An 18997-nucleotide genomic window follows, 5' to 3' on the forward strand; every position below is an offset into this window, starting at 1 on the left:
TCTTGCCGGCGCCGGGCGGCGCCACCAGCACGGCGCTGTTGCGCTCGCCGAGCGCCTGCCCGAGCGCCGGCAGCACGGCGGATACCGGAAGCTCCGGCAAAAGTCCTGCGTTCATGGCGCCCGCATATCAGCGGCGATGCACAGCGCGCAACCGGTCGGGTCAGTTTGCGTTCTGCGCAATTCCGGACGGAAAACCGTTTCACACTTTTCCTGGAATTGCTCCGAGCAGACTGACGAACGACCGGCCGCAGTGGCCGGCAGCTATTTCCCAATGATTTCAACCATCCGTTTCGCCATGCTGCGGCGCAGCAACGAATTCACTTGCGTTGTTTAGTAAAAAGAGCATCACTAAACAAATTACTAAACATCGGCAGCGCATCGCGCGTCATGTTCAGGCCCTCGGAGGAGCGAGGGTTACGGGGCTCTTGAAACCGTCATCCGGACGCGTTTCGCAAATGGGAGGTAAGGCATGAAATCGACCTGGAAACTGGCGTTGGGACTGGCCTCGGCGATCACCGCGTCGACCGCCGTCTCGAACGCCGCGCATGCGGAAGACCTGACGCTTTGCTGGGCAGCCTGGGACCCGGCCAACGCGCTCGTGGAACTGTCCAAGGACTTCACCAAGGAAACCGGCATCGGCATGAAGTTCGAGTTCGTGCCGTGGACCAACTATGCCGATCGCTTCCTCAATGAGCTCAACTCGCACGGCAAGCTCTGCGACCTGATCATCGGCGACAGCCAGTGGATCGGCGGCGCCGCCGAGAACGGCCACTACGTCAAGCTGAACGACTTCTTCGACAAGGAGAAGATCAGCATGGACGACTTCGTGCCGGCGACCGTGGTCGGCTATTCGGAATGGCCGAAGAACACGCCGAACTACTGGGCGCTGCCGGCCATGGGCGACGTCGTCGGCTGGACCTATCGCAAGGACTGGTTCTCGCGGCCTGAGTTGCAGAAGGAATTCAAGGAGAAATATGGCTGGGACCTCGCCCCGCCGACGACCTTCGACCAATTGAAGCAGATCGCCGAGTTCTTCCAGAAGCGGCAGATCGACGGCAAGACCGTTTATGGCGCATCGATCTACACCGAGCGCGGCTCGGAAGGCATCACCATGGGCGCGATGGACGTGCTCTACAGCTACGGCTTCCAGTACGAGAACCCGAAGAAGCCTTACGAGATGGAAGGCTTCGTCAATTCCGAGAAGTCGGCGAAGGGGCTGGAATTCTACAAGGCGCTCTATGACTGCTGCACGCCGCCCGGCGCCTCGAACAGCTATATGGGCGAAGGCGTCGACGCCTTCAAATCCGGACAGGTGGCGATGCATATGAACTTCGCCTTCACCTGGCCGGGCCTGCAGAAGGACGAGAATGTCGGCGGCGACAAGATCGGTTATTTCGTCAACCCGAAAGGTCCCGACGGCGACCAGTTCGCGCAGCTCGGCGGCCAGGGCATCTCGGTGGTGTCCTACTCCGACAAGCAGGAATCGGCGCTGAAATACATCAAGTGGTTCGCCAACAAGGATGTGCAGGCGAAATGGTGGTCGCTCGGCGGCTATTCCTGCCTGAACTCAGTCGTCAAGGACCCGAAATTCCCGTCCAGCCAGCCCTATGCGCAGGCCTTCCTCGACTCCATGGCGATCGTGAAGGACTTCTGGGCGGAACCCAGCTACGCGCCGCTGCTGCAGGCCTCGCAGAAGCGCTTCCACGACTATGTGGTCGCCGGCCAGGGCTCGGCCAAGGATGCGCTCGACGGTCTCGTCAAGGACTGGACGCAGATCTTCCAGGATGACGGCAAAATGTAAGGCTCCTCCCGAGCCCGACCGACGCGTCCCGTGCCGCCCTTGGCACGGGACGCAGTTCAGATAAATTCCATCGCCGAGACTGACCAGTGACCGATGCAGGACTAACCATGCTCAATCGGACTGCGGACAACGTTGCCCGGGCGACACCGGAGCCGTTGGCCAAGAAGATCCGGGGCATCAGCGACAAGGGCCTCGCCTGGCTGTTCATCTCGCCGACGATCCTTCTGTTGCTCGCCATTAATATCTTTCCGCTGTTCTGGGCGATCTATCTGTCCTTCACCAATTACCGCGCCAACCGCCCCAACGAGGTGGTGAAGAACCTCGGGCTCGCCAACTACCGGCGCATCCTGGGCGACCAGGACGTCTGGATCGCCATGCAGACGACGGCGCATTTCGTGTTCTGGACGATCCTGTTGCAGACGGTGATCGGCTTCACGCTCGCCTGGCTGATCGACCGCAAATTCCGCGGCCACGCCTTCTGGACGACGATCATCCTGGTGCCGATGATGCTGTCGCCTGCCGTGGTCGGCAATTTCTGGCGCTTCCTGTACGAGCCGCAGATCGGGCTGTTCTCCTATGTCATCTCATTCGTCACCGGCATTCCGCCGACGAATGTGCAGATGCTGTCCAATGTCGAGCTGGCGCCATGGGCGATCATCATCGTCGACACCTGGATGTGGACGCCTTACGTGATGCTGATCTGCCTCGCGGGCTTACGCTCGATCCCCGAATACATCTATGAAGCGGCCGAGGTCGACCGCGCCTCCAACTGGCGGCAGTTCTGGTCGATCACCCTGCCGATGGCGCTGCCGTTCATCATGCTGGCGGTGCTGTTCCGCGGCATCGAGAACTTCAAGATGTTCGACATGGTCAACCTCTTGACCGGCGGCGGGCCCGGCTCGACCACCGAGGTCGCCTCGATCACGCTGAAGCGGCAGGCCTTCGAAAGCTGGCGCACCGGCTATTCCTCGGCCTTCGCCATCATCCTATTCGTCGCGGTGTTCGGGCTGGCCAACATCTACGTGAAGGCGCTCAACAAGGTGAAGCAGAGATGAGCCTGACCACCGCCCATTCCGTCGTAGCGCCGTCGTCGAATTCGAAGCGGATCGCCGGCGTGCTCGTCGTCGGCTACGCGCTGATCTCGATCGTGCCGCTCTTGTGGATCTTCGCCACCAGCTTCAAGACGCCGCCGGATTCGATCGCCTATCCACCGAAGATCGTCTTCCAGCCGAGCATCGAGGGCTATTGCAACCTGTTTACGACCCGCACCAGGCAGACGCCGGAATACATCAACTCGCTCGGACCGGCGACCGGCTTCTGCGACGAGACGGTGCGCAAGCGCAACATGGTGATCGCCGGGCCGTCGAACTTCCTGCCGCGCTTCGTCAATTCGCTGATCATCGCCTTCGGCTCGACCTTCTGCGCGGTGTTCCTCGGCACGCTGTCGGCCTATGGCTTCTCACGCTTCAAGGTGCCTCTGGCCGACGATCTTCTGTTCTTCATCCTGTCGACGCGCTTCATGCCGCCGATCGCGGTGGCGATCCCGATCTACCTGATGTACCGCGAGCTCGGCCTTTCCGACACCGCGCTCGGCATGATCCTGCTCTACACTGCGGTCAACGTCTCTTTGGCCGTCTGGCTGCTCAAGGGCTTCATCGACGAGATCCCGCGCGAATATGAGGAAGCGGCGATGATCGACGGCTACACGCGGCTGCAGGCCTTCTGGCGCACCGTGCTGCCGCAGGCGACCACGGGTATCGCGGCGACCGCCATCTTCTGCCTGATCTTTGCCTGGAACGAATACGCTTTCGCCGCGCTTTTGACGTCGGGCACGGCGCAGACCGCGCCGCCCTTCATCCCGACCATCATCGGCGAAGGCGGACAGGACTGGCCGGCGGTGGCCGCGGGCACGACGATCTTCCTGGTGCCGATCCTCGTCTTCACCATCCTGCTCCGCAAGCAATTGCTGCGCGGCATCACCTTCGGCGCGGTGCGTAAATGAGCACGATCCAGCCCGCAAAACGCAAATCGCGCTGGCCCACCTGGGCAAGGCGCGGCCTGATGGAAAACATCGCCACCGCAATCATCGCCATCGGCTTCCTGATGCTGTTCCAGCCCTTCGCGCTGTCGCTCTACAGCTATTCCTTCGTCACCATGCTCGCCGGCACGGCCATGTTCATCATCGTCTCGAAATTCCCGGAATAGCCATGGCAGAGATCCGTGTTCAGAACCTGAGGAAAGCCTTCGGCGATTTCGTCGCCGTGCAGGATTCCAACTTCGTCGTGGAGGACGGCGAGTTCTTCGTCATGCTCGGACCGTCGGGCTGCGGCAAGACGACGACGCTGAGAATGATCGCCGGCCTCGAACTGCCGACCGGCGGCAAGATCCTGCTCGGCGGCGAGGACGTCACCATGCGCCGCGCCCGCGAGCGCGACATCGCCTTCGTCTTCCAGCTCTTCGCGCTCTATCCGCACATGAATGTGCGCAAGAACATCGGCTTCCCGCTGCTGGCGCAAGGCATGGCTTCGGCCGAGATCCGCACCCGCGTCGAGGAAACGGCGAAGCTGCTTCGCATCGACCATCTGCTCGACAAGTCGGTCTCCGGCCTTGCCGGCGGCGACCGCCAGCGCGTGGCGCTCGGCCGCGCCATCGTGCGGCGACCGAAATGTTTTCTCATGGACGAGCCGCTCGGCACTTTGGACACCGAATTTCGCGACCTAATGGTCCATGAACTGCGCGAATTGCACAACCGCATCCACGCCACGACCGTCTATGTCACGCATGACCAGATGGAAGCGATGTCGATGGCCGACAAGATCGCGGTGATGAACCACGGCGTCATCGAACAGTTCGGAAGCCCGCGCGAAATCTACGACCGGCCGGCGACGATGTTCGTCGCCGACTTCATCGGCTCGCCGCCTATGAACTTTTTGCGCTTCGGCGGCCGGCTCGCCAAGGGCGCGAAAGAGATCGTCGTGCAGGGTGCCAAAGTCGCGGTCCCGGAAGTGCGTGAGGATATCGCACCCGCCGACATGGCGCTCGGCATCCGGCCCGAGCATATCCGCTTCGACGACGCTTCGAAGCTGCGCGGCGCGATCTACGGCACCGAATATCTCGGCACCACCCAGATCGTCGCGGTGGAGACGGCGGACGGCATCATCAAGGCCCGGGTGCCGGCAGGCCTCCATCTGAACCCGGGCGAGCAGGTCGGATTGACGTTGAGCAGCGCGCGGCTGTCGCTGTTCGAGAAAGGCACTGGACGCGCGGTCAGGACCGCCATGCACGATCAGGTAGCGGAGGCGCGCCATGGCTGACGTCCATGTCCAGGGGGTGACCAAGAGCTTCGGCGAGACCGTCGCCATCGACAATCTCGATCTGCAGATCAAGGACGGCGAATTCGTCGTGCTGCTCGGCCCGACCGGCGCCGGCAAGACGACGACGCTCAGGCTGATCGCCGGGCTGGAGCGGCCGGACAGCGGCACGATCCGCATCGGCGGCCACGACGCGACGATGCTGTCGCCGGCCGAGCGCGACACCGCTTTCGTGTTCCAGCAATACTCGCTCTACCCGCATCTGTCGGTCTACGACAACCTCGCCTTCCCGCTGCGCTCGCCGGCGCGGCGCTTCCCCGAAGAGGCGGTGCGTCGCCGGGTCGAGGAAGTGGCGCGGATGGTGCGCATCGACCACAAGCTCAACAACCGCTCGACCAAATTGTCGGGCGGCGAGATGCAGCGCGTCGCCATCGGCCGCGCGCTGGTGCGGAAGCCGGCGATCTACCTGATGGACGAGCCGTTGTCCTCGCTCGACGCCAAGCTGCGCGCCGACCTCAGGCTCGAGCTGAAACGCATCCAGTCGGAGCTCGGCGCCACCATGCTCTATGTCACGCACGACCAGATCGAGGCGATGACTATGGCCGACCGCATCGGCATCCTCTCGGAAGGCGTTCTGGTGCAGATCGGCACGCCGCGCGCGATCTATTCGGAGCCGGCAAACCTGCATGTCGCGGCCCGCCTCGGCCAGCCGGCGATCAACCTTCTGCCGGCCGGCCTGCTGCCCGACGGCGGCGCGCCGACCGGCACGACGACGATCGGCGCCCGCACCGAGCATCTGTCGATCGAGAAGGCGGCGAACGGCCATGCCGACGGCGTCGTCGACTGGGTCGAGCATCTCGGCGACCAGAACCATCTGCATGTGACGGTGGGCGCGAAGAAGCTGGTGACGCTGACCGATCCCGACACACCGCTCGAAAAGGGGGACAGAGTGACGATCCGCTATCGCGCGCCGCTTTATTTCGGTTCGGACGGGCAAAGGTTGATGTAGCCGGCTCACGCACATGTTTTCACGACCGCAGATACGGACTGGACGAAATCCATGAAGCACTTTTTCAACCGCAAAGAGACGATCGTCACCGAAGCGCTGGATGGCTTTCTTGCCACCGCTGGCTCCGGCGCGCTGGCGCGCCTCGACGGCTATCCCGAAATCAAGGTCGTGCTGCGCGCCGACTGGGACAAGACGAAAGTCAGCGTCGTGTCCGGCGGTGGCGCCGGGCACGAGCCGTCGCATGCCGGCTTCGTCGGCGCCGGCATGCTGACAGCGGCAGTCTCGGGCGAGATCTTTGCTTCGCCGAGCGTCGAGGCGGTGCTGGCGGCGATCCGCGCGACGACCGGGCCAGCCGGCTGCCTGCTGATCGTCAAGAACTACACGGGCGACCGGCTCAATTTCGGCCTCGCCGCGGAGAAAGCGCGCGCGGAAGGTTTTGCGGTCGAAATGGTGATCGTCGGCGACGACATCGCGCTGCCCGACATCGCCCAGCCGCGCGGCGTCGCCGGGACACTGTTCGCGCACAAGATTGCCGGGCATCTGTCCGAGACTGGCCATGATCTGGCATCGGTCGCGGCGGCGGCGCGCGGGGCGGCAAAGGACATCGTTTCGCTCGGCATCTCGCTCTCCTCCTGCTCGATCCCTGGACAGGCGCATGAGGATCGCTTCGGCGCCGATGACGGCGAGCTCGGCCTCGGCATCCATGGCGAGCCGGGCGTCGAGCGCATCGCTCTGCAGAGCGCCACCAAGCTGGTTGCCATCATGGCCGAGCGTCTCGCCGCGCGGCTCGACCCGCATGGCCACTACGCCCTGCTGATCAACAATCTCGGATCGGTGCCACCGCTCGAAATGTCGCTGATCGCCAACGCGGCGCTTGCCTCGCCGCTGGCAAAGGCGGTGACGCTGACGGTCGGTCCGGGACATCTGATGACCGCCCTCAACATGAACGGTTTCTCGCTGTCGCTGATCAAGCTGGATGCCGAGCGCGAGGCGGCGCTGCTCGCACCGGTCGGCCCGCACGCCTGGCTGCCGGCGAAGCCGGTTCGCCAGCCGGTCGTGGTGGAGGCGGCCAAACCTGCCATTCGCGACGCCGCCAGGGCGGCCAGCCGCGATGCCGGTGCCGAGCGGCTGATCGCCACGGTCTGCGAGAAACTGATCTCGCTCGAACAGACACTGAACGGACTAGACGCCAAGGCCGGCGACGGCGACACCGGGTCGACGGTGGCGACCGGCGCGCGCAGCGTGCTTCACCGCCTCGATACTCTGCCGCTTGCCGACCGGGCTGCAACGCTTGCCGCAATCGGCGATATATTGGGGACCTCGATGGGCGGTTCCAGCGGCGTGCTTTTGTCGATCTTCTTCACGGCAGCGGCGCAGTCGCTCAGAGGCGGCGTGCCGGTTAGCAAGGCGTTGCTTGCCGGTCTCGATCGGATGACCTTCTACGGCGGCGCGAAGGTCGGCGACCGCACAATGGTCGATGCGCTGGAGCCGGCGCTGAAAGCGCTCGACGCGAGCGGGCTGGAATCGGCGGCCAAGGCGGCACGGCACGGCGCGGAGGCGACCGCCGCAATGCAGAAGGCGAAGGCCGGGCGCTCGGCCTATATCGGCCGCCAGCTTGACATAGCGGATCCGGGCGCCTTTGCGGTGGCAGAAGTATTCGCGGCCGTGGCGGCCATGTTCGCCCCGGCTTGAAGGACAGAGAATGGCCGCATCCGATTTCTCACGATTGATCGCTGCGGCGGCGGACACGATCGCGGCGCATGCCGACGAGTTGACCGCGCTCGACCAGGCGATCGGCGACGGCGACCACGGGCTTAATATGAAGCGCGGCTTCGAAGCCGTGCGCGCCGAAAAGGACGCATTTGCAGCCAAGTCCCTGCCGGACGCGCTGAAGGCTGTGGGCACCAAGCTGGTGATGACCGTCGGCGGTGCTTCCGGTCCGCTGTTCGGCACGCTGTTCATGGCGCTTGGCAAGGAATTGTCCCCGGCACCGGACCGCGCCGCGCTGACGGCGGCGCTGGGCAAGGCGATCGCGGCGGTTTCGGCGCGCGGCAAATCGCAGCCGGGACAAAAAACCATGCTCGACGTGCTGCAACCGGTGTATGAGGCGCTGGCGCAAGGCAAGACGGCTAGCGAAATCGCCGACGCCGCCGATCACGCAGCAGATGCAACCGTGCCGATGAAGGCCTTGCGCGGGCGCGCCTCCTTCCTAGGCGAGCGCTCTATCGGGCATATGGACGCCGGGGCGCGCTCGACCGCGCTGCTGGTGCGCGCAGTCGCAGAAACTGTCGAGGGTTTTTGATGAGCAATGTCGGCATCGTCATCGTCTCGCATTCGCCGCTGGTCGCCGAAGGCACGGCCGACATGGTGCGCCAGATGGTGGGCGACGAAGTGCCGCTTGCATGGTGCGGCGGAAATGGTCATGGCGGGCTCGGCACCAGCGTCGAGGCGATCATGGGTGCGATCGACAAGGCCTGGTCGGAAGCTGGCGTCGCCATCCTGGTCGATCTCGGCGGCGCCGAGACCAACAGCGAGATGGCGGTCGAGATGATCGGCGAGCCGCGGGCGCACAGAATTGTCGTCTGCAACGCGCCGATCGTCGAGGGCGCGGTGATGGCGGCGACGGAATCCTCCGGCGGCGCCTCGCTCAAGGAAGTGGTGGCGACGGCGCATGAACTGTCGCCGTCGTGAGTGAACGGGAACCGACTGAATGTCCGCATCCGCCGAAGCCACGGTACTGATCACCCACGAGGTGGGTCTGCACGCGCGCCCTTCGGTGAAGTTCACCAAGCTCGCCAAGTCGTTCGCGGCCGATGTGGAAGTGGCAATCGCCGCCAATGGTCCCTGGTTCGACGCCAAGAGCATCGTCAAGGTGATGGCGGCTAAGGCACCAAAGGGAACTCTGCTGCACATAAGAGCAAGAGGTGACGGCGCCGTGGAAGCGGTGGGAGCGCTGGTCGACCTGGTGCAGCGCGACTTCGACGAGGACAGGGACCATGCCCGGTCCGCTTGAAACAGGCGAAACGCATTCGCCAGCCGCAAGGGCTGTTGACCGTGCGAATTGAAGGCATTCCCGCCTCTGCAGGTTATGCCGAAGGGCCGCTGTTCGACCTCGACCGGCCGCCGGCCGCCTACAGAAGCAAGGCGGGCGCGGCGGAGGAAAAAGCAGCACTGAAGGCGGCGATCGGCAAGGCGTTAAGCCGACTAACGTCACTTGTCGAAAACGCCGACGGCGACGCCGCCGGCATACTCGAATTTCATATCGCGATGCTGGAGGACGACGCACTGAGCGGTCCGGCCTTCGTGTCGATCGGCTCCGGGGAGCCTGCCGACGTCGCCTGGCGGCAGGCGCTGGATGGCGAGATCGCCGACTACGAGGCATCCAACCAGGACTATTTCCGCGCGCGCGCCGCCGACTTGCGCGACATCCGTGATCAGGTGCTGCGGGCGCTGAGCGAGGACAGCGACTTGGCGGCATCCCCCGGCGCCATCCTCTACGGCACGGACATCGCGCCGACGCGCTTCCTCGAAACCGACTGGAGCAGCGGCGGCGGCATCGCGCTCAAGGGCGGCAGTTCGGCCAGCCATGTTGCCATGCTGGCGCGCTCGCGCGGCGTGCCGATGGTGGTGGGGCTTGGCGCTTCGGCGGATAGACCCACAGGGAACGCGCTGCTCGACGCCGAGCATGGCGGCATCGTGTTTTCGCCCTCGCCTGCGGAACTCGAAGCGTTCCGGCAGTCATCCTCCTCCTTCGCGACGCGACAGGGCAAGGCGCAGGCTTTTCTAGCCCAGCCGGCCGTGACCAGGACCGGCACTCCTGTGCGGGTGCAGGTCAACATTGCCTACCCTTCCGATGTCGACGGCATCGATATCGAGACTTGTGACGGCGTCGGCCTGATGCGGACTGAATTCCTGTTCGGCAAGTCGCTGCCGGACGAGGAGACGCAGTACCATGCCTATCGCAAGGTGCTGGAATGGGCGGGCGACAAACCGGTGACCATCCGCACCGTCGATGCCGGCGGCGACAAGCCGGTTCCCGGTTTCACCGTCGAGGAAACCAATCCCTTCCTCGGCCTGCGCGGCATCAGGCTGTCGCTGGCGCGACGCGACATTTTCCGGGTGCAAATCCGGGCATTGCTGCGCGCCGCCGTACACGGCAATCTGAAGGTGATGTTTCCGATGATCGCCACCGCCGAAGAGTACAGCCAAGCCGCCGCGCTGTTCGCGGAGGAGCAGGCCGCTCTTGCGATGGGCGGTGCTGCGCACAAGCTGCCGCCGCTCGGCATCATGGTCGAGGTGCCGTCGGTAGCGATCGCGCCGGAAGCCTTCGCCAACGTCGCCTTCTTCTCGATCGGCTCCAACGACCTGACGCAATATGTGATGGCGGCCGCGCGCGACAATGCCGCCGTGGCGCCTCTCAATTCGGTCCGCCACCCGGCCGTCCTGCGGCTGATCGCTTCGGTCGCGGCTTTCGGGCGGGAGCAAGGGATTCCCGTTAGCCTCTGTGGCGATGCCGGCGGCGATCCGGCCGCTATCCCTGCGCTGCTCGAAGCCGGCCTGCGCGACCTTTCGGTGGCTCCAGCACAACTCGCCATGGCCAAGGCAGCCATCGCGGGCGTCTCGGTGTAAGCACGGCATGGCCAAGGCAGCCAAGATACAAGAAGCCGGCGCGGAAGACGCGATTCGCGCCTACAAGACGATCCTGTCGCAGGTCATCGACCAGCGACCTTCCGGCATGCGCCAGCGTCTTGCCGATGCGCTCGGCAAGCATCGCAGCTTTGTCACGCAGATCTCAAGCCCGGCCTATTCGATCCCGATCCCGTCAAAGCATTTGCCTTCCATCTTCACTGTCTGCCATTTCAGTCCGGCCGAGCGCGACCAATTCCTGGTCGCCTATCACCAGGCGCATCCCGGAAAGCTGCCGGCGGCTTCAGGCCCCCGCAAGACGCGCCACGTTTCGCTCATCGTGCCGGATTTCGGCGACGACAAGCAGAATGCCGCGCTCGACCGGGCGATCAACGAATTCATCCAGAAGATAACCAGCATCGCCGGCAAGGGCAGCAGCGGCTGAGCAAAGCAATTCCAGGAAAAGTGTGCAGCGGTTTTCCGTTCGGAATTGCGTAAAATGAAGACTGTTGGGAGGACTGCCATGAAGAAGTTTATCAACGCGGTCGATACAGTCCTGACCGAAAGCCTGGACGGCTTCGTCGCCGCGCATTCCGACATCCTCGTGCTCGGCGATGAGCACAAATTCGTCCGCCGCAAGGAGCTCAAGCCCGGCAAGGTAGCGCTGATCTCGGGCGGCGGCTCCGGCCACGAGCCGTTGCATGGCGGGCTGGTCGGCGACGGCATGCTGGACGCCGCCTGCCCGGGCCAGGTCTTCACTTCGCCGACGCCGGACCAGATGCTCGCGGCCGTGCAGGCCGTCGACACCGGCGCCGGCTGCCTGTTCATCGTCAAGAACTACGAAGGCGACGTGATGAACTTCGACATGGCGGCCGAAATGTCGGAAGGTGTGCTGCAGGTGGTGACCAATGACGATGTCGCGGTCGAGAACTCGTCCTACACGACCGGGCGGCGCGGCGTCGCCGGCACGCTGGTGGTGGAGAAGATCGTGGGTGCCGCCGCCGAGCAGGGCATGACGCTGCCGGAGCTCAAGGCGCTCGGCGATCGCGTCAACGCCGCGACGCGTTCGATGGGCGTGGCGCTGACCAGTTGCACCGTGCCGGCGGCCGGCAGGCCTACCTTCGAGATCGGCGACAACGAGATGGAATTCGGCGTCGGCATCCATGGCGAGCCCGGCAGGCGGCGCGACGCGCTGAAGAGCGCCGACGCCATCGCCGAGGAGATCTGCGCGGCCATCGTCGGCGACCTCGGCAAACGCGCCAAGGGACCGGCGCTGCTCTTCGTCAACGGCTTTGGCGGAACGCCGTCGATGGAACTTTATTTGATGTACAACAGCGCCCGCAGAATCTTCGAGAAGAGCGGGGTGACGGTGACACGCTCGCTGGTCGGCTCCTATGTCACCTCGCTCGACATGGCCGGCTGCTCGATCACGCTGACGATGCTCGACGACGAGACGGCGGCGCTGTGGGATGCCCCGGTGCATACGGCGGCGCTGCGCTGGGGGATGTAGCCTCCGCTGGCGCCGCCCGGGCTTTTCTGCGACCATATTCGCCGAATTTGCCATTCGCGACGCTGCCCGGTTGATGCTGCCCCCGCTTTCGCCTGCCGAAGAAAAACTGCTGCTCGACTTTGCCGACCCCGAGACGCCGGCTGATCGAGACCGGAATCTTTCGGCAACCGGCTTGAAGGCGTTGCTCGCCAATGCCGAATTCCACGGCGTGCTGCCGATCATGCTGCGCAAGCTCCGCGAGCGCGGCGACGCCAACCTGCCGGACGATGCCGCCTTGCGGCAGAAACTCTCCGAGTTGCGCGACCAGGCGACGCTGGCGACCGGGCAGTCGATGCTCCTGCAATATCACGGCGACCGCATCATGAAGGCGCTGGCGGCGAAAGGCGTTCCCGCCCGCATCGTCAAGGGACCGGTCTTCGCGCGCAAGCTCTATCGCCATGCCGCCGATCGGCCGTTCACCGACATCGACATTCTTGTCGGTCCCGCCAGCATCGGCGAGGCCAACAGCGTGATCGCCGGCTGCGGCTTCGTCCTCGGCAGCGGCGAGGCTGAGTCGCACGAGTTGCAGGAGTTCAAGTGGCTGGAGAAGGAGAACTCCAGCCTATTGATCGAGCTGCACGGCAACCTGGTGCATGACACCGGCATGCGGCGGCGGCTATCGCTCGGCTTTCGTGAGCTGCAGGCCATCGATGGCCGCGAGACCGATACGCCGGCATCGCTGCTCACCATCGCCATCGTTCACGTGGCCGGCGGCCACAAATTCCACCGGCTGCAGCTTTGCGTCGACGTGTTGCAGGGGGTGCGCGCGCTGCGGTCGCCGGAGGCGGAAGCGTGCCTGCTCGAGGCTGCGCGCATGACCGGGATCGAGCTCGAGCTGGCAACTGTCCTCAACGTGACCGGACGCCTGTTCGACGAACCGCGCGCGATCGAGCTTGCCAACCGCATCAAGCCCGATCTGTCGATACGGCTCGCCAAGTGGCTGATCACCGGCAACATGCTGCTTAGGGTCAATTCGCGGGACAAGATGCGGTCGCGTCTCAGCCGCGATGCCTTCCGCTGGGTCCAGCGGTTGGCCCGGCCAAGGCCCTATCCGGCCTGAGAGCCCTCGATGGGGGAGGTATCCGGTCTAGGCCCGAGCCAGCACGGCGCGGATCAACGCCGCCGCGTCCGCCGGGCTAGAGCCGACTTCCAACGTAAAGGTCGGGACTGCCTTGACCAGTGCCGCGATCGACGCCATGCGCCGTCTCTGCATCGGCAAGAGGCCGGTCATGCCGGTCCTGACATTGTCGGTGGCAAGCGCCACCATCGCATCGGTCCTGGCCAAGGGCGTGAGTCGGGTGTGGCCGTCGGCCGAGCGCGCCAGATGCAAGAGCGCCGCGACCGGCCTGGCACGAACCTCCTCGACGCGGATGATCTCGCCGAGGCGCTCCAGCGAGACGGCCTGCTCGCCCTCCGCGTCCCATGTGTCGCCAAGGCAGGGGGAGAGGAATGGCAGCATCGCCGCGGTGTTGCGATGGATCTTCACCTTCCGCGGCATGCCCCAGGCCAAGGTGCCATCAGGTGTCGCGCTGAGGATCATGACATCGTCCGAGCAAAGGCCGAAGCCTCGCGATGCCAGCGCCATTGACGTCGTCGACTTGCCGGTGCCGCTCGGCGCGTGGATCAGCACGAGCGCCTCGCGTTCGGGCAGCGTCAGGCCGGCGGTATGGAGCATGTGCTGCCCGCCCGCATCCAGCGCGGCGTCCAGCACCATCATCAGCAGCGTCCATTTGACCTTGCTGTCGGGATGAACGCGGATTTCGGCCGAGCCCTGATCGGCATGGATCGAGGCCGTCTGGAGGCCGGGAAAGACCAAATGGAAGACGTCTCCGGCGTCGATGATACGGCAATGGCCGTCCAGCGGCATATCGCCGTCGAAAGCCAGCTTCCCTTCCGGGTTTTCCGGCAGCGCCGACGTTTCGAGGATATCGATGCGAAAACCGGGTTCGACCGCTTCATCGACACGCAAGGCGCCGAGCATCAGGTCGAAGCTCGGCCAGAGCTCGGTGCGCTCCGCCGATATGCCGATGACCTGGCCGTTGAGGTCATAGCAGAAGGTGGCTCCCGGACCGGTCAAGCGGCGCGCGCCTTCACGCTGCCGCCGGGATGGCGGTAGATTTCAACCATGTCGGGAAGGCTGTCGCTGACCACCGGCTTGCCGTCGAGGCAGACCCAGCAATGCGCCGACAGGCGCGGCTCGTGCATCGATTTGGCATCGACACCGAAGTGGAGGTCGGGGTCGAAACCCGCCATGCGCAGAAAGCGGAAACCGAGCAGCCCCTCCCTCAGGCATCTGCGATCACGCATGACCCAGGGGTGCCGGACCGTGCGGTTGACACAAGCGACGATGTAGCTCCACGGCAGGCCGCGATAGGGTGCGGGCAATTGCAATGGCGCCAATTTCAGCACGCTTTCGAAATCGCGCCGGGCGACCAGTACCGGCAGCACGCGGGCGCTCAGCCACAGATGGGTGCGGAACAGGGTGCGCAGGAACGGTCCGTCGGCCATTACGCGCCCGGGTCGGCGAGGATGCCTTCGGCCACCAGCTCTGCGGCAAGGGCGGCGATATCCTCATCGAGCGTGGCCTTGTCGACTTCGAACTCGTCCGACAACAGGTCGACGATCTGGTCGAGGCTGCGCTCGCCGTCGACCTTGTCGAGGAAGGCTTCGGCGGTGCCGTTGCAGGTGTAGAGCTGGCCGCTGCGCGCCAGAAGCACGACGGCGCCGTCGCCGACATGCTGCACGGAGGCGTCCTCCGCCAGCCGCAGAACCATTTCAGAGGCGATTTCGACCATGCGCCCGCTCCCTTGCCGAAGTGCAATTAGCGCGACGTAAGGGCGCTGTCCATCGCCTGATGTCAGGCAGGCAGGGTCATCAGCCGGTCACACCCGTCGGGCCACTCAAGCCGCCCGCGACCACACTCGACAGCTTCTCGCGCTTGACCAGTACCGGCTTTTCGTAAGTTCTCTTCATCAAAATCCCCCAAGAAAAAAATCCACGCGCGAGGATGACGGCGGGCTGTGCCGGCTGTCAAGTTGGCGCTTCCCGTCAGGGTTGCGATCTTTCCCTTAAGTAAGCTAAGAGTCCGCCGGGGTTTTCGGGGGAGTGGACAGTATGCGTTACAACTGGGATCGGCCTCCGACGGCATTCGAGCGCCCCCGGAAGGCATTGGCGGCCGCCATTCTGATCGCCGGCGGCGTCGGGCTGATGCTGGCGGCATTGCCGCTCTAAGCCGGCTTTCAATCCGCGACCGGTCGAACGGCGCTCCAAGCGGAAGCGCCGCCAGGACAAATTTCCCAAGCGACGTCGACCAAAATGCAGGAAGACATGGCCGTGAGAAGCGGCTTAGGCTATGGCCAGACGACGAAAATGTTCCTGGGGAGGAAAGTCGATGGCCTCACGCTACCGCGAAGTCTATGAGGGCTGGAAACGCGACCCCGTAGCGTTCTGGGCCGAGGCGGCCAAGGCGATCGACTGGTATTCGCCGGCCAAAAGCGTCTTCGATCCGACGGCCGGCGTCTACGGCCGCTGGTTCACCGGCGCCACCTGCAACACCTGCTTCAACGCCATCGACCGCCATGTGGCGGGCGGCCGCGCCGACCAGTTGGCGCTGATCCATGACAGCGCGATCACCGGCACGATCCGGAAATTCACCTATGCCGAATTGAAGCGCGAGGTGGTCGCGCTCGCCTCCGTGCTCAAGAACCGGGGCATCACCAAGGGCGACCGCGTCATCATCTACATGCCGATGGTGGCAGAGGCGGCCATCGCCATGCTCGCCTCGGCCCGCATCGGCGCCGTGCATTCGGTGGTGTTCGGTGGCTTCGCCTCGCATGAGCTCGCCACCCGCATCGACGACGCCAAGCCGAAGCTGATCATCACCGCCTCCTGCGGCCTGGAGCCCGGACGCGTCGTCGCCTACAAGCCGCTGCTCGACAGGGCGATCGAGATGTCGAGGCACAAGCCCGACGCCTGCCTGATCCTGCAACGCGAGCAACTGCGCTGCGAGATGAAGGACAATTACGACTTCGACTATGCCGACGCAGTTGCCCGCGAGCGGGCGGCGGGAGCCAATGTCGACTGCGTGCCGGTCTTGGCCACCGACCCGCTCTACATCATCTACACCTCCGGCACGACCGGGCAGCCGAAGGGCATCGTGCGCGACAATGGCGGCCATATGGTCGCCCTGAAATGGACGATGGACAACGAGTTCGGCGTCAAGCCGGGCGAAGTGTTCTGGGCGGCTTCCGATGTCGGCTGGGTGGTCGGCCATTCCTACATCGTCTACGGGCCGCTCTTGCACGGCTGCACCAGCGTGCTTTTCGAGGGCAAGCCCATCGGCACGCCGGACGCCGGCACCTATTGGCGGGTGATCTCGGAGCACGGCGTGGTCGCGCTGTTCACCGCGCCGACCGCCTTCCGCGCCATCAAGGGGCAGGACCCTACGGGCGAGTTCGTGCCGAAATACGACCTGTCGAAATTCCGCACCCTGTTCCTCGCCGGAGAACGCGCCGACCCCGAGACCATCAAATGGGCCGAGCAGAAGCTCAACCGTCCAGTGATCGACCATTGGTGGCAGACCGAGACCGGCTCGCCGATGACGATCAACCCCGCCGGGCTCGGACTTTTGCCGGTCAAATACGGCTCGCCGGGCGTGCCGATGCCGGGCTACGATATTCGCATTCTCGACGATGCCGGCCATGAGGTGGCGCGCGGCACACTCGGCAACGTCGTGGTCAAGCTACCGCTGCCGGCGGGTTGCCTGCCGACGCTCTGGAATGCCGATGCCCGCTTCCGTCAAGCCTATCTCGAGGAGTTCCCCGGTTTCTACAAGACGGCCGACGCCGGCATGATGGACGAGGACGGCTACCTCTATGTCATGGCCCGCACCGATGACATCATCAATGTCGCCGGCCACCGTCTCTCGACCGGCGCGATGGAGGAGGTGCTGGCCGCGCATCCGGACGTCGCCGAATGCGCCGTCATCGGCATCGCCGATGCGATGAAGGGTCAAGTTCCGCTCGGCTTCGTCGTGCTCAATGCCGGTGTGTCGCGCGATACCGGCGCCATCGAAAGCGAAGTGGTGGGGCTCGTGCGCGAGCGGATCGGTCCGGTCGCCGCCTTCAAGACGGTGGTGACCATCAAGCGGCTGCCGAAGACGCGCTCCGGCAAGATCCTGCGCGGCACGATGCAGAAGATCGCCGACAAGGAAGAATGGACCATGCCGGCGACCATCGACGACCCCGTGATCCTGGACGAGATCACGGCGGCGCTGAAGAGCCGCGGCATCGGGCTTTAAAGCATGTCTCCCGAAAGTGGGAACCGGTTTCGGGACAAAGACTTGCGTAAAATCAAAATCACGGAGCGTATCTGAAAGATCGCGACGCGCTTTAGGCTGCTTCGCAAGCGCCGATGATTTGCGACGTCAGGCGCTTGTACGAATTCATCCCGCACTGCAATCGACTGTTGTGCAATGCAGCAACAGTCCGTAAAGTTAGCGTGGGGGGCCATTCCGAAGGCACGGCATGGCTCAGCACAAGATGACATTCGGCGGCGTCGACATATTGCGTTTCCTCGCCGCCGTCATGGTGATGTTCTATCACTATGGCTTCTGGGTATGGGCATTTCCCGACGGCGTCTCGGCGCGCTCGACCGGCGGCATCCCAGCCCATCCCGAAATGGCCTTCGTCGGCTCCGGCTGGGTCGGCGTGCAGGTGTTTTTCGTCATCAGCGGCTTCGTCATCGCCTTCAGCGCCGAGAATTCTACTCCACTCAAGTTCTTCGAGGCGCGCGTGAGGCGGCTGGCGCCTGCCGTCTGGGTCTGCGCGCCGATCTCGGCGATCGTGTTGCTGCTCGTCGGCCTCTCCTGGCCGACGGACGCCGTAGTGCGGCTTGCCCGCACGGCGCTGTTCGTGCCGTTCGAGCCATGGGTGGACAGCGTCTACTGGACGCTCGGCATCGAGATCGCCTTCTACGCCATCGTCTGGATCCTGCTCAGGCTTGGCCGATTCGACCTGATGGAAGCCGTCGCCGTTGTCATCGGTCTCGTCAGCACGCTGTTCTGGTGCGCCTATTTTCTCTTCGACTGGTCCGATCTTGCCGAAACGCGCTGGCTGCAACTCACCCTGGTGCATCATGGCGCTTTCTTCGCCGTCGGCGTGCTGCTGTGGCTGATGCACTTCAAGGCGGTGACCATCCCGCGCCTCGGCTTCTCAGGCCTGTTCCTCGCCGGCGGCGCGCTGCAGATCGTCAGCTCAGTCGACGTGCACAGCATCAAGGTGGAGGCCGCGATGCCCTACGCGCCGCCGATCATCATCTTCCTGGCCGCGGTGGCGCTGATGGCTTGGTCGCTGCGCCTCGATCTTTCCTGGCGCGGCTGGCGCCGGATCGGGCTGATGACCTATCCGCTCTACCTCATCCACGACGTCGTCGGCGCGGCCGTGCTCGGCGCCCTGATCCGGGCGGGCGTGCCCTACCTCGTCTCGATCCCGATCGTCGGCGCGGCCATGATCGCGGCAAGCTGGCTGGTGGCGGCCGAGGCCGAGCCGCGCATCCGCCTGCTGCTCGACCACACGCTCTTCCGCTACCGGTTGAAAGCCGCCTAAAGCGCGTCGCACTGAAACGGATTCAGGCGACGCGCTTTAGGTCTTTGTTTTTATGCGTGTCGTTTTCGCAAAACCGCTGCACACTTTTGCGCGACA

Annotated in this window: 20 protein-coding genes; 16 read left to right on the plus strand and 4 right to left on the minus strand. The window is 64.5% G+C overall.

All coding sequences use genetic code 11. The annotated features are described in order from the left end of the window. The first annotated feature begins 469 nt into the window (after positions 1–469). The 14 genes from DH10_RS04295 to DH10_RS04360 all read left to right on the plus strand — a co-directional run bounded on the left by DH10_RS04295 (position 470) and on the right by DH10_RS04360 (position 13356). Positions 470–1801 (plus strand): ABC transporter substrate-binding protein, encoded by a 1332-nt coding sequence (locus DH10_RS04295; protein WP_192251239.1) that lies wholly within the window; start codon positions 470–472, stop codon positions 1799–1801. A gap of 107 nt (positions 1802–1908) precedes the next feature. Next, positions 1909–2856, plus strand: a complete 948-nt coding sequence (locus tag DH10_RS04300) for a carbohydrate ABC transporter permease (protein ID WP_192251236.1) — start codon at positions 1909–1911, stop codon at positions 2854–2856. Next, positions 2853–3803 (plus strand): carbohydrate ABC transporter permease, encoded by a 951-nt coding sequence (locus DH10_RS04305; protein WP_192251233.1) that lies wholly within the window; start codon positions 2853–2855, stop codon positions 3801–3803. Before DH10_RS04300 ends, DH10_RS04305 begins: the two co-directional genes overlap by 4 nt. Continuing rightward, positions 3800–4006, plus strand: a complete 207-nt coding sequence (locus DH10_RS04310; RefSeq protein ID WP_192251229.1) for a hypothetical protein — start codon at positions 3800–3802, stop codon at positions 4004–4006. The genes DH10_RS04305 and DH10_RS04310 overlap by 4 nt, the downstream gene beginning before the upstream one ends. Positions 4007–4008: 2 nt before the next feature. Next, positions 4009–5115 carry an ABC transporter ATP-binding protein gene (locus tag DH10_RS04315; protein ID WP_192251225.1) on the plus strand — a complete coding sequence of 369 codons (1107 nt, stop codon included), beginning with the start codon at positions 4009–4011 and terminating at the stop codon, positions 5113–5115. Further along, the gene (locus DH10_RS04320; RefSeq protein ID WP_192251222.1) at positions 5108–6121 is read left to right on the plus strand and encodes an ABC transporter ATP-binding protein; all 1014 of its coding nucleotides are present in this window, start codon (positions 5108–5110) and stop codon (positions 6119–6121) included. Before DH10_RS04315 ends, DH10_RS04320 begins: the two co-directional genes overlap by 8 nt. Positions 6122–6172: 51 nt before the next feature. Next, positions 6173–7813, plus strand: coding sequence for a dihydroxyacetone kinase subunit DhaK (locus tag DH10_RS04325; RefSeq protein WP_192251219.1), 1641 nt, complete (start codon positions 6173–6175; stop codon positions 7811–7813). Between the two features lie 10 nt (positions 7814–7823). Beyond that, positions 7824–8423 (plus strand): dihydroxyacetone kinase subunit DhaL, encoded by a 600-nt coding sequence (gene dhaL, locus DH10_RS04330; RefSeq protein ID WP_192251216.1) that lies wholly within the window; start codon positions 7824–7826, stop codon positions 8421–8423. Continuing rightward, entirely contained in the window at positions 8423–8812 is a 390-nt protein-coding gene (gene dhaM / locus DH10_RS04335) for a dihydroxyacetone kinase phosphoryl donor subunit DhaM (protein ID WP_126086216.1), read from the plus strand. Before dhaL ends, dhaM begins: the two co-directional genes overlap by 1 nt. 19 nt (positions 8813–8831) lie before the next feature. After that, positions 8832–9134: an HPr family phosphocarrier protein gene (locus DH10_RS04340; protein ID WP_192251213.1), complete on the plus strand. Its 303-nt coding sequence runs from the start codon at positions 8832–8834 to the stop codon at positions 9132–9134. A 41-nt stretch (positions 9135–9175) separates the two neighbouring features. Next, positions 9176–10750, plus strand: a complete 1575-nt coding sequence (gene ptsP, locus DH10_RS04345) for a phosphoenolpyruvate--protein phosphotransferase (RefSeq protein WP_192251264.1) — start codon at positions 9176–9178, stop codon at positions 10748–10750. A gap of 7 nt (positions 10751–10757) precedes the next feature. After that, on the plus strand, positions 10758–11192 hold the full coding sequence (locus DH10_RS04350) for a hypothetical protein (protein WP_192251210.1): 435 nt from the start codon (positions 10758–10760) through the stop codon (positions 11190–11192). A 78-nt stretch (positions 11193–11270) separates the two neighbouring features. Beyond that, positions 11271–12257, plus strand: a complete 987-nt coding sequence (dhaK, locus tag DH10_RS04355) for a dihydroxyacetone kinase subunit DhaK (protein ID WP_192251207.1) — start codon at positions 11271–11273, stop codon at positions 12255–12257. 73 nt (positions 12258–12330) lie between these two features. Next, positions 12331–13356, plus strand: a complete 1026-nt coding sequence (locus DH10_RS04360; protein WP_192251203.1) for a nucleotidyltransferase family protein — start codon at positions 12331–12333, stop codon at positions 13354–13356. 27 nt (positions 13357–13383) lie between these two features. On the opposite strand, the gene DH10_RS04365 is transcribed toward DH10_RS04360, so the two are convergent. The 4 genes from DH10_RS04365 to DH10_RS04380 form a co-directional block, all read right to left on the minus strand. After that, positions 13384–14373: a serine kinase gene (locus DH10_RS04365; protein WP_192251200.1), complete on the minus strand. Its 990-nt coding sequence runs from the start codon at positions 14371–14373 to the stop codon at positions 13384–13386. After that, a complete protein-coding gene (locus DH10_RS04370; protein WP_192251197.1) occupies positions 14370–14804 on the minus strand; it encodes a lasso peptide biosynthesis B2 protein in 435 nt (144 codons plus the stop codon). Before DH10_RS04370 ends, DH10_RS04365 begins: the two co-directional genes overlap by 4 nt. Then, the gene (locus DH10_RS04375; protein WP_192251193.1) at positions 14804–15091 is read right to left on the minus strand and encodes a PqqD family protein; all 288 of its coding nucleotides are present in this window, start codon (positions 15089–15091) and stop codon (positions 14804–14806) included. Before DH10_RS04375 ends, DH10_RS04370 begins: the two co-directional genes overlap by 1 nt. 79 nt (positions 15092–15170) lie before the next feature. Beyond that, positions 15171–15269, minus strand: a complete 99-nt coding sequence (locus DH10_RS04380; protein WP_192251191.1) for a putative RiPP precursor — start codon at positions 15267–15269, stop codon at positions 15171–15173. 418 nt (positions 15270–15687) lie between these two features. On the opposite strand from DH10_RS04380, the gene DH10_RS04385 reads away from it, so the two are divergent. Further along, positions 15688–17595, plus strand: a complete 1908-nt coding sequence (locus DH10_RS04385; RefSeq protein WP_192251188.1) for a propionyl-CoA synthetase — start codon at positions 15688–15690, stop codon at positions 17593–17595. 226 nt (positions 17596–17821) lie between these two features. After that, a complete protein-coding gene (locus DH10_RS04390; RefSeq protein ID WP_192251185.1) occupies positions 17822–18901 on the plus strand; it encodes an acyltransferase family protein in 1080 nt (359 codons plus the stop codon). The last annotated feature ends 96 nt before the right edge of the window (positions 18902–18997 follow it).

The organism is Mesorhizobium silamurunense, from assembly GCF_014843825.1.
Classification (GTDB): domain Bacteria; phylum Pseudomonadota; class Alphaproteobacteria; order Rhizobiales; family Rhizobiaceae; genus Mesorhizobium; species Mesorhizobium silamurunense.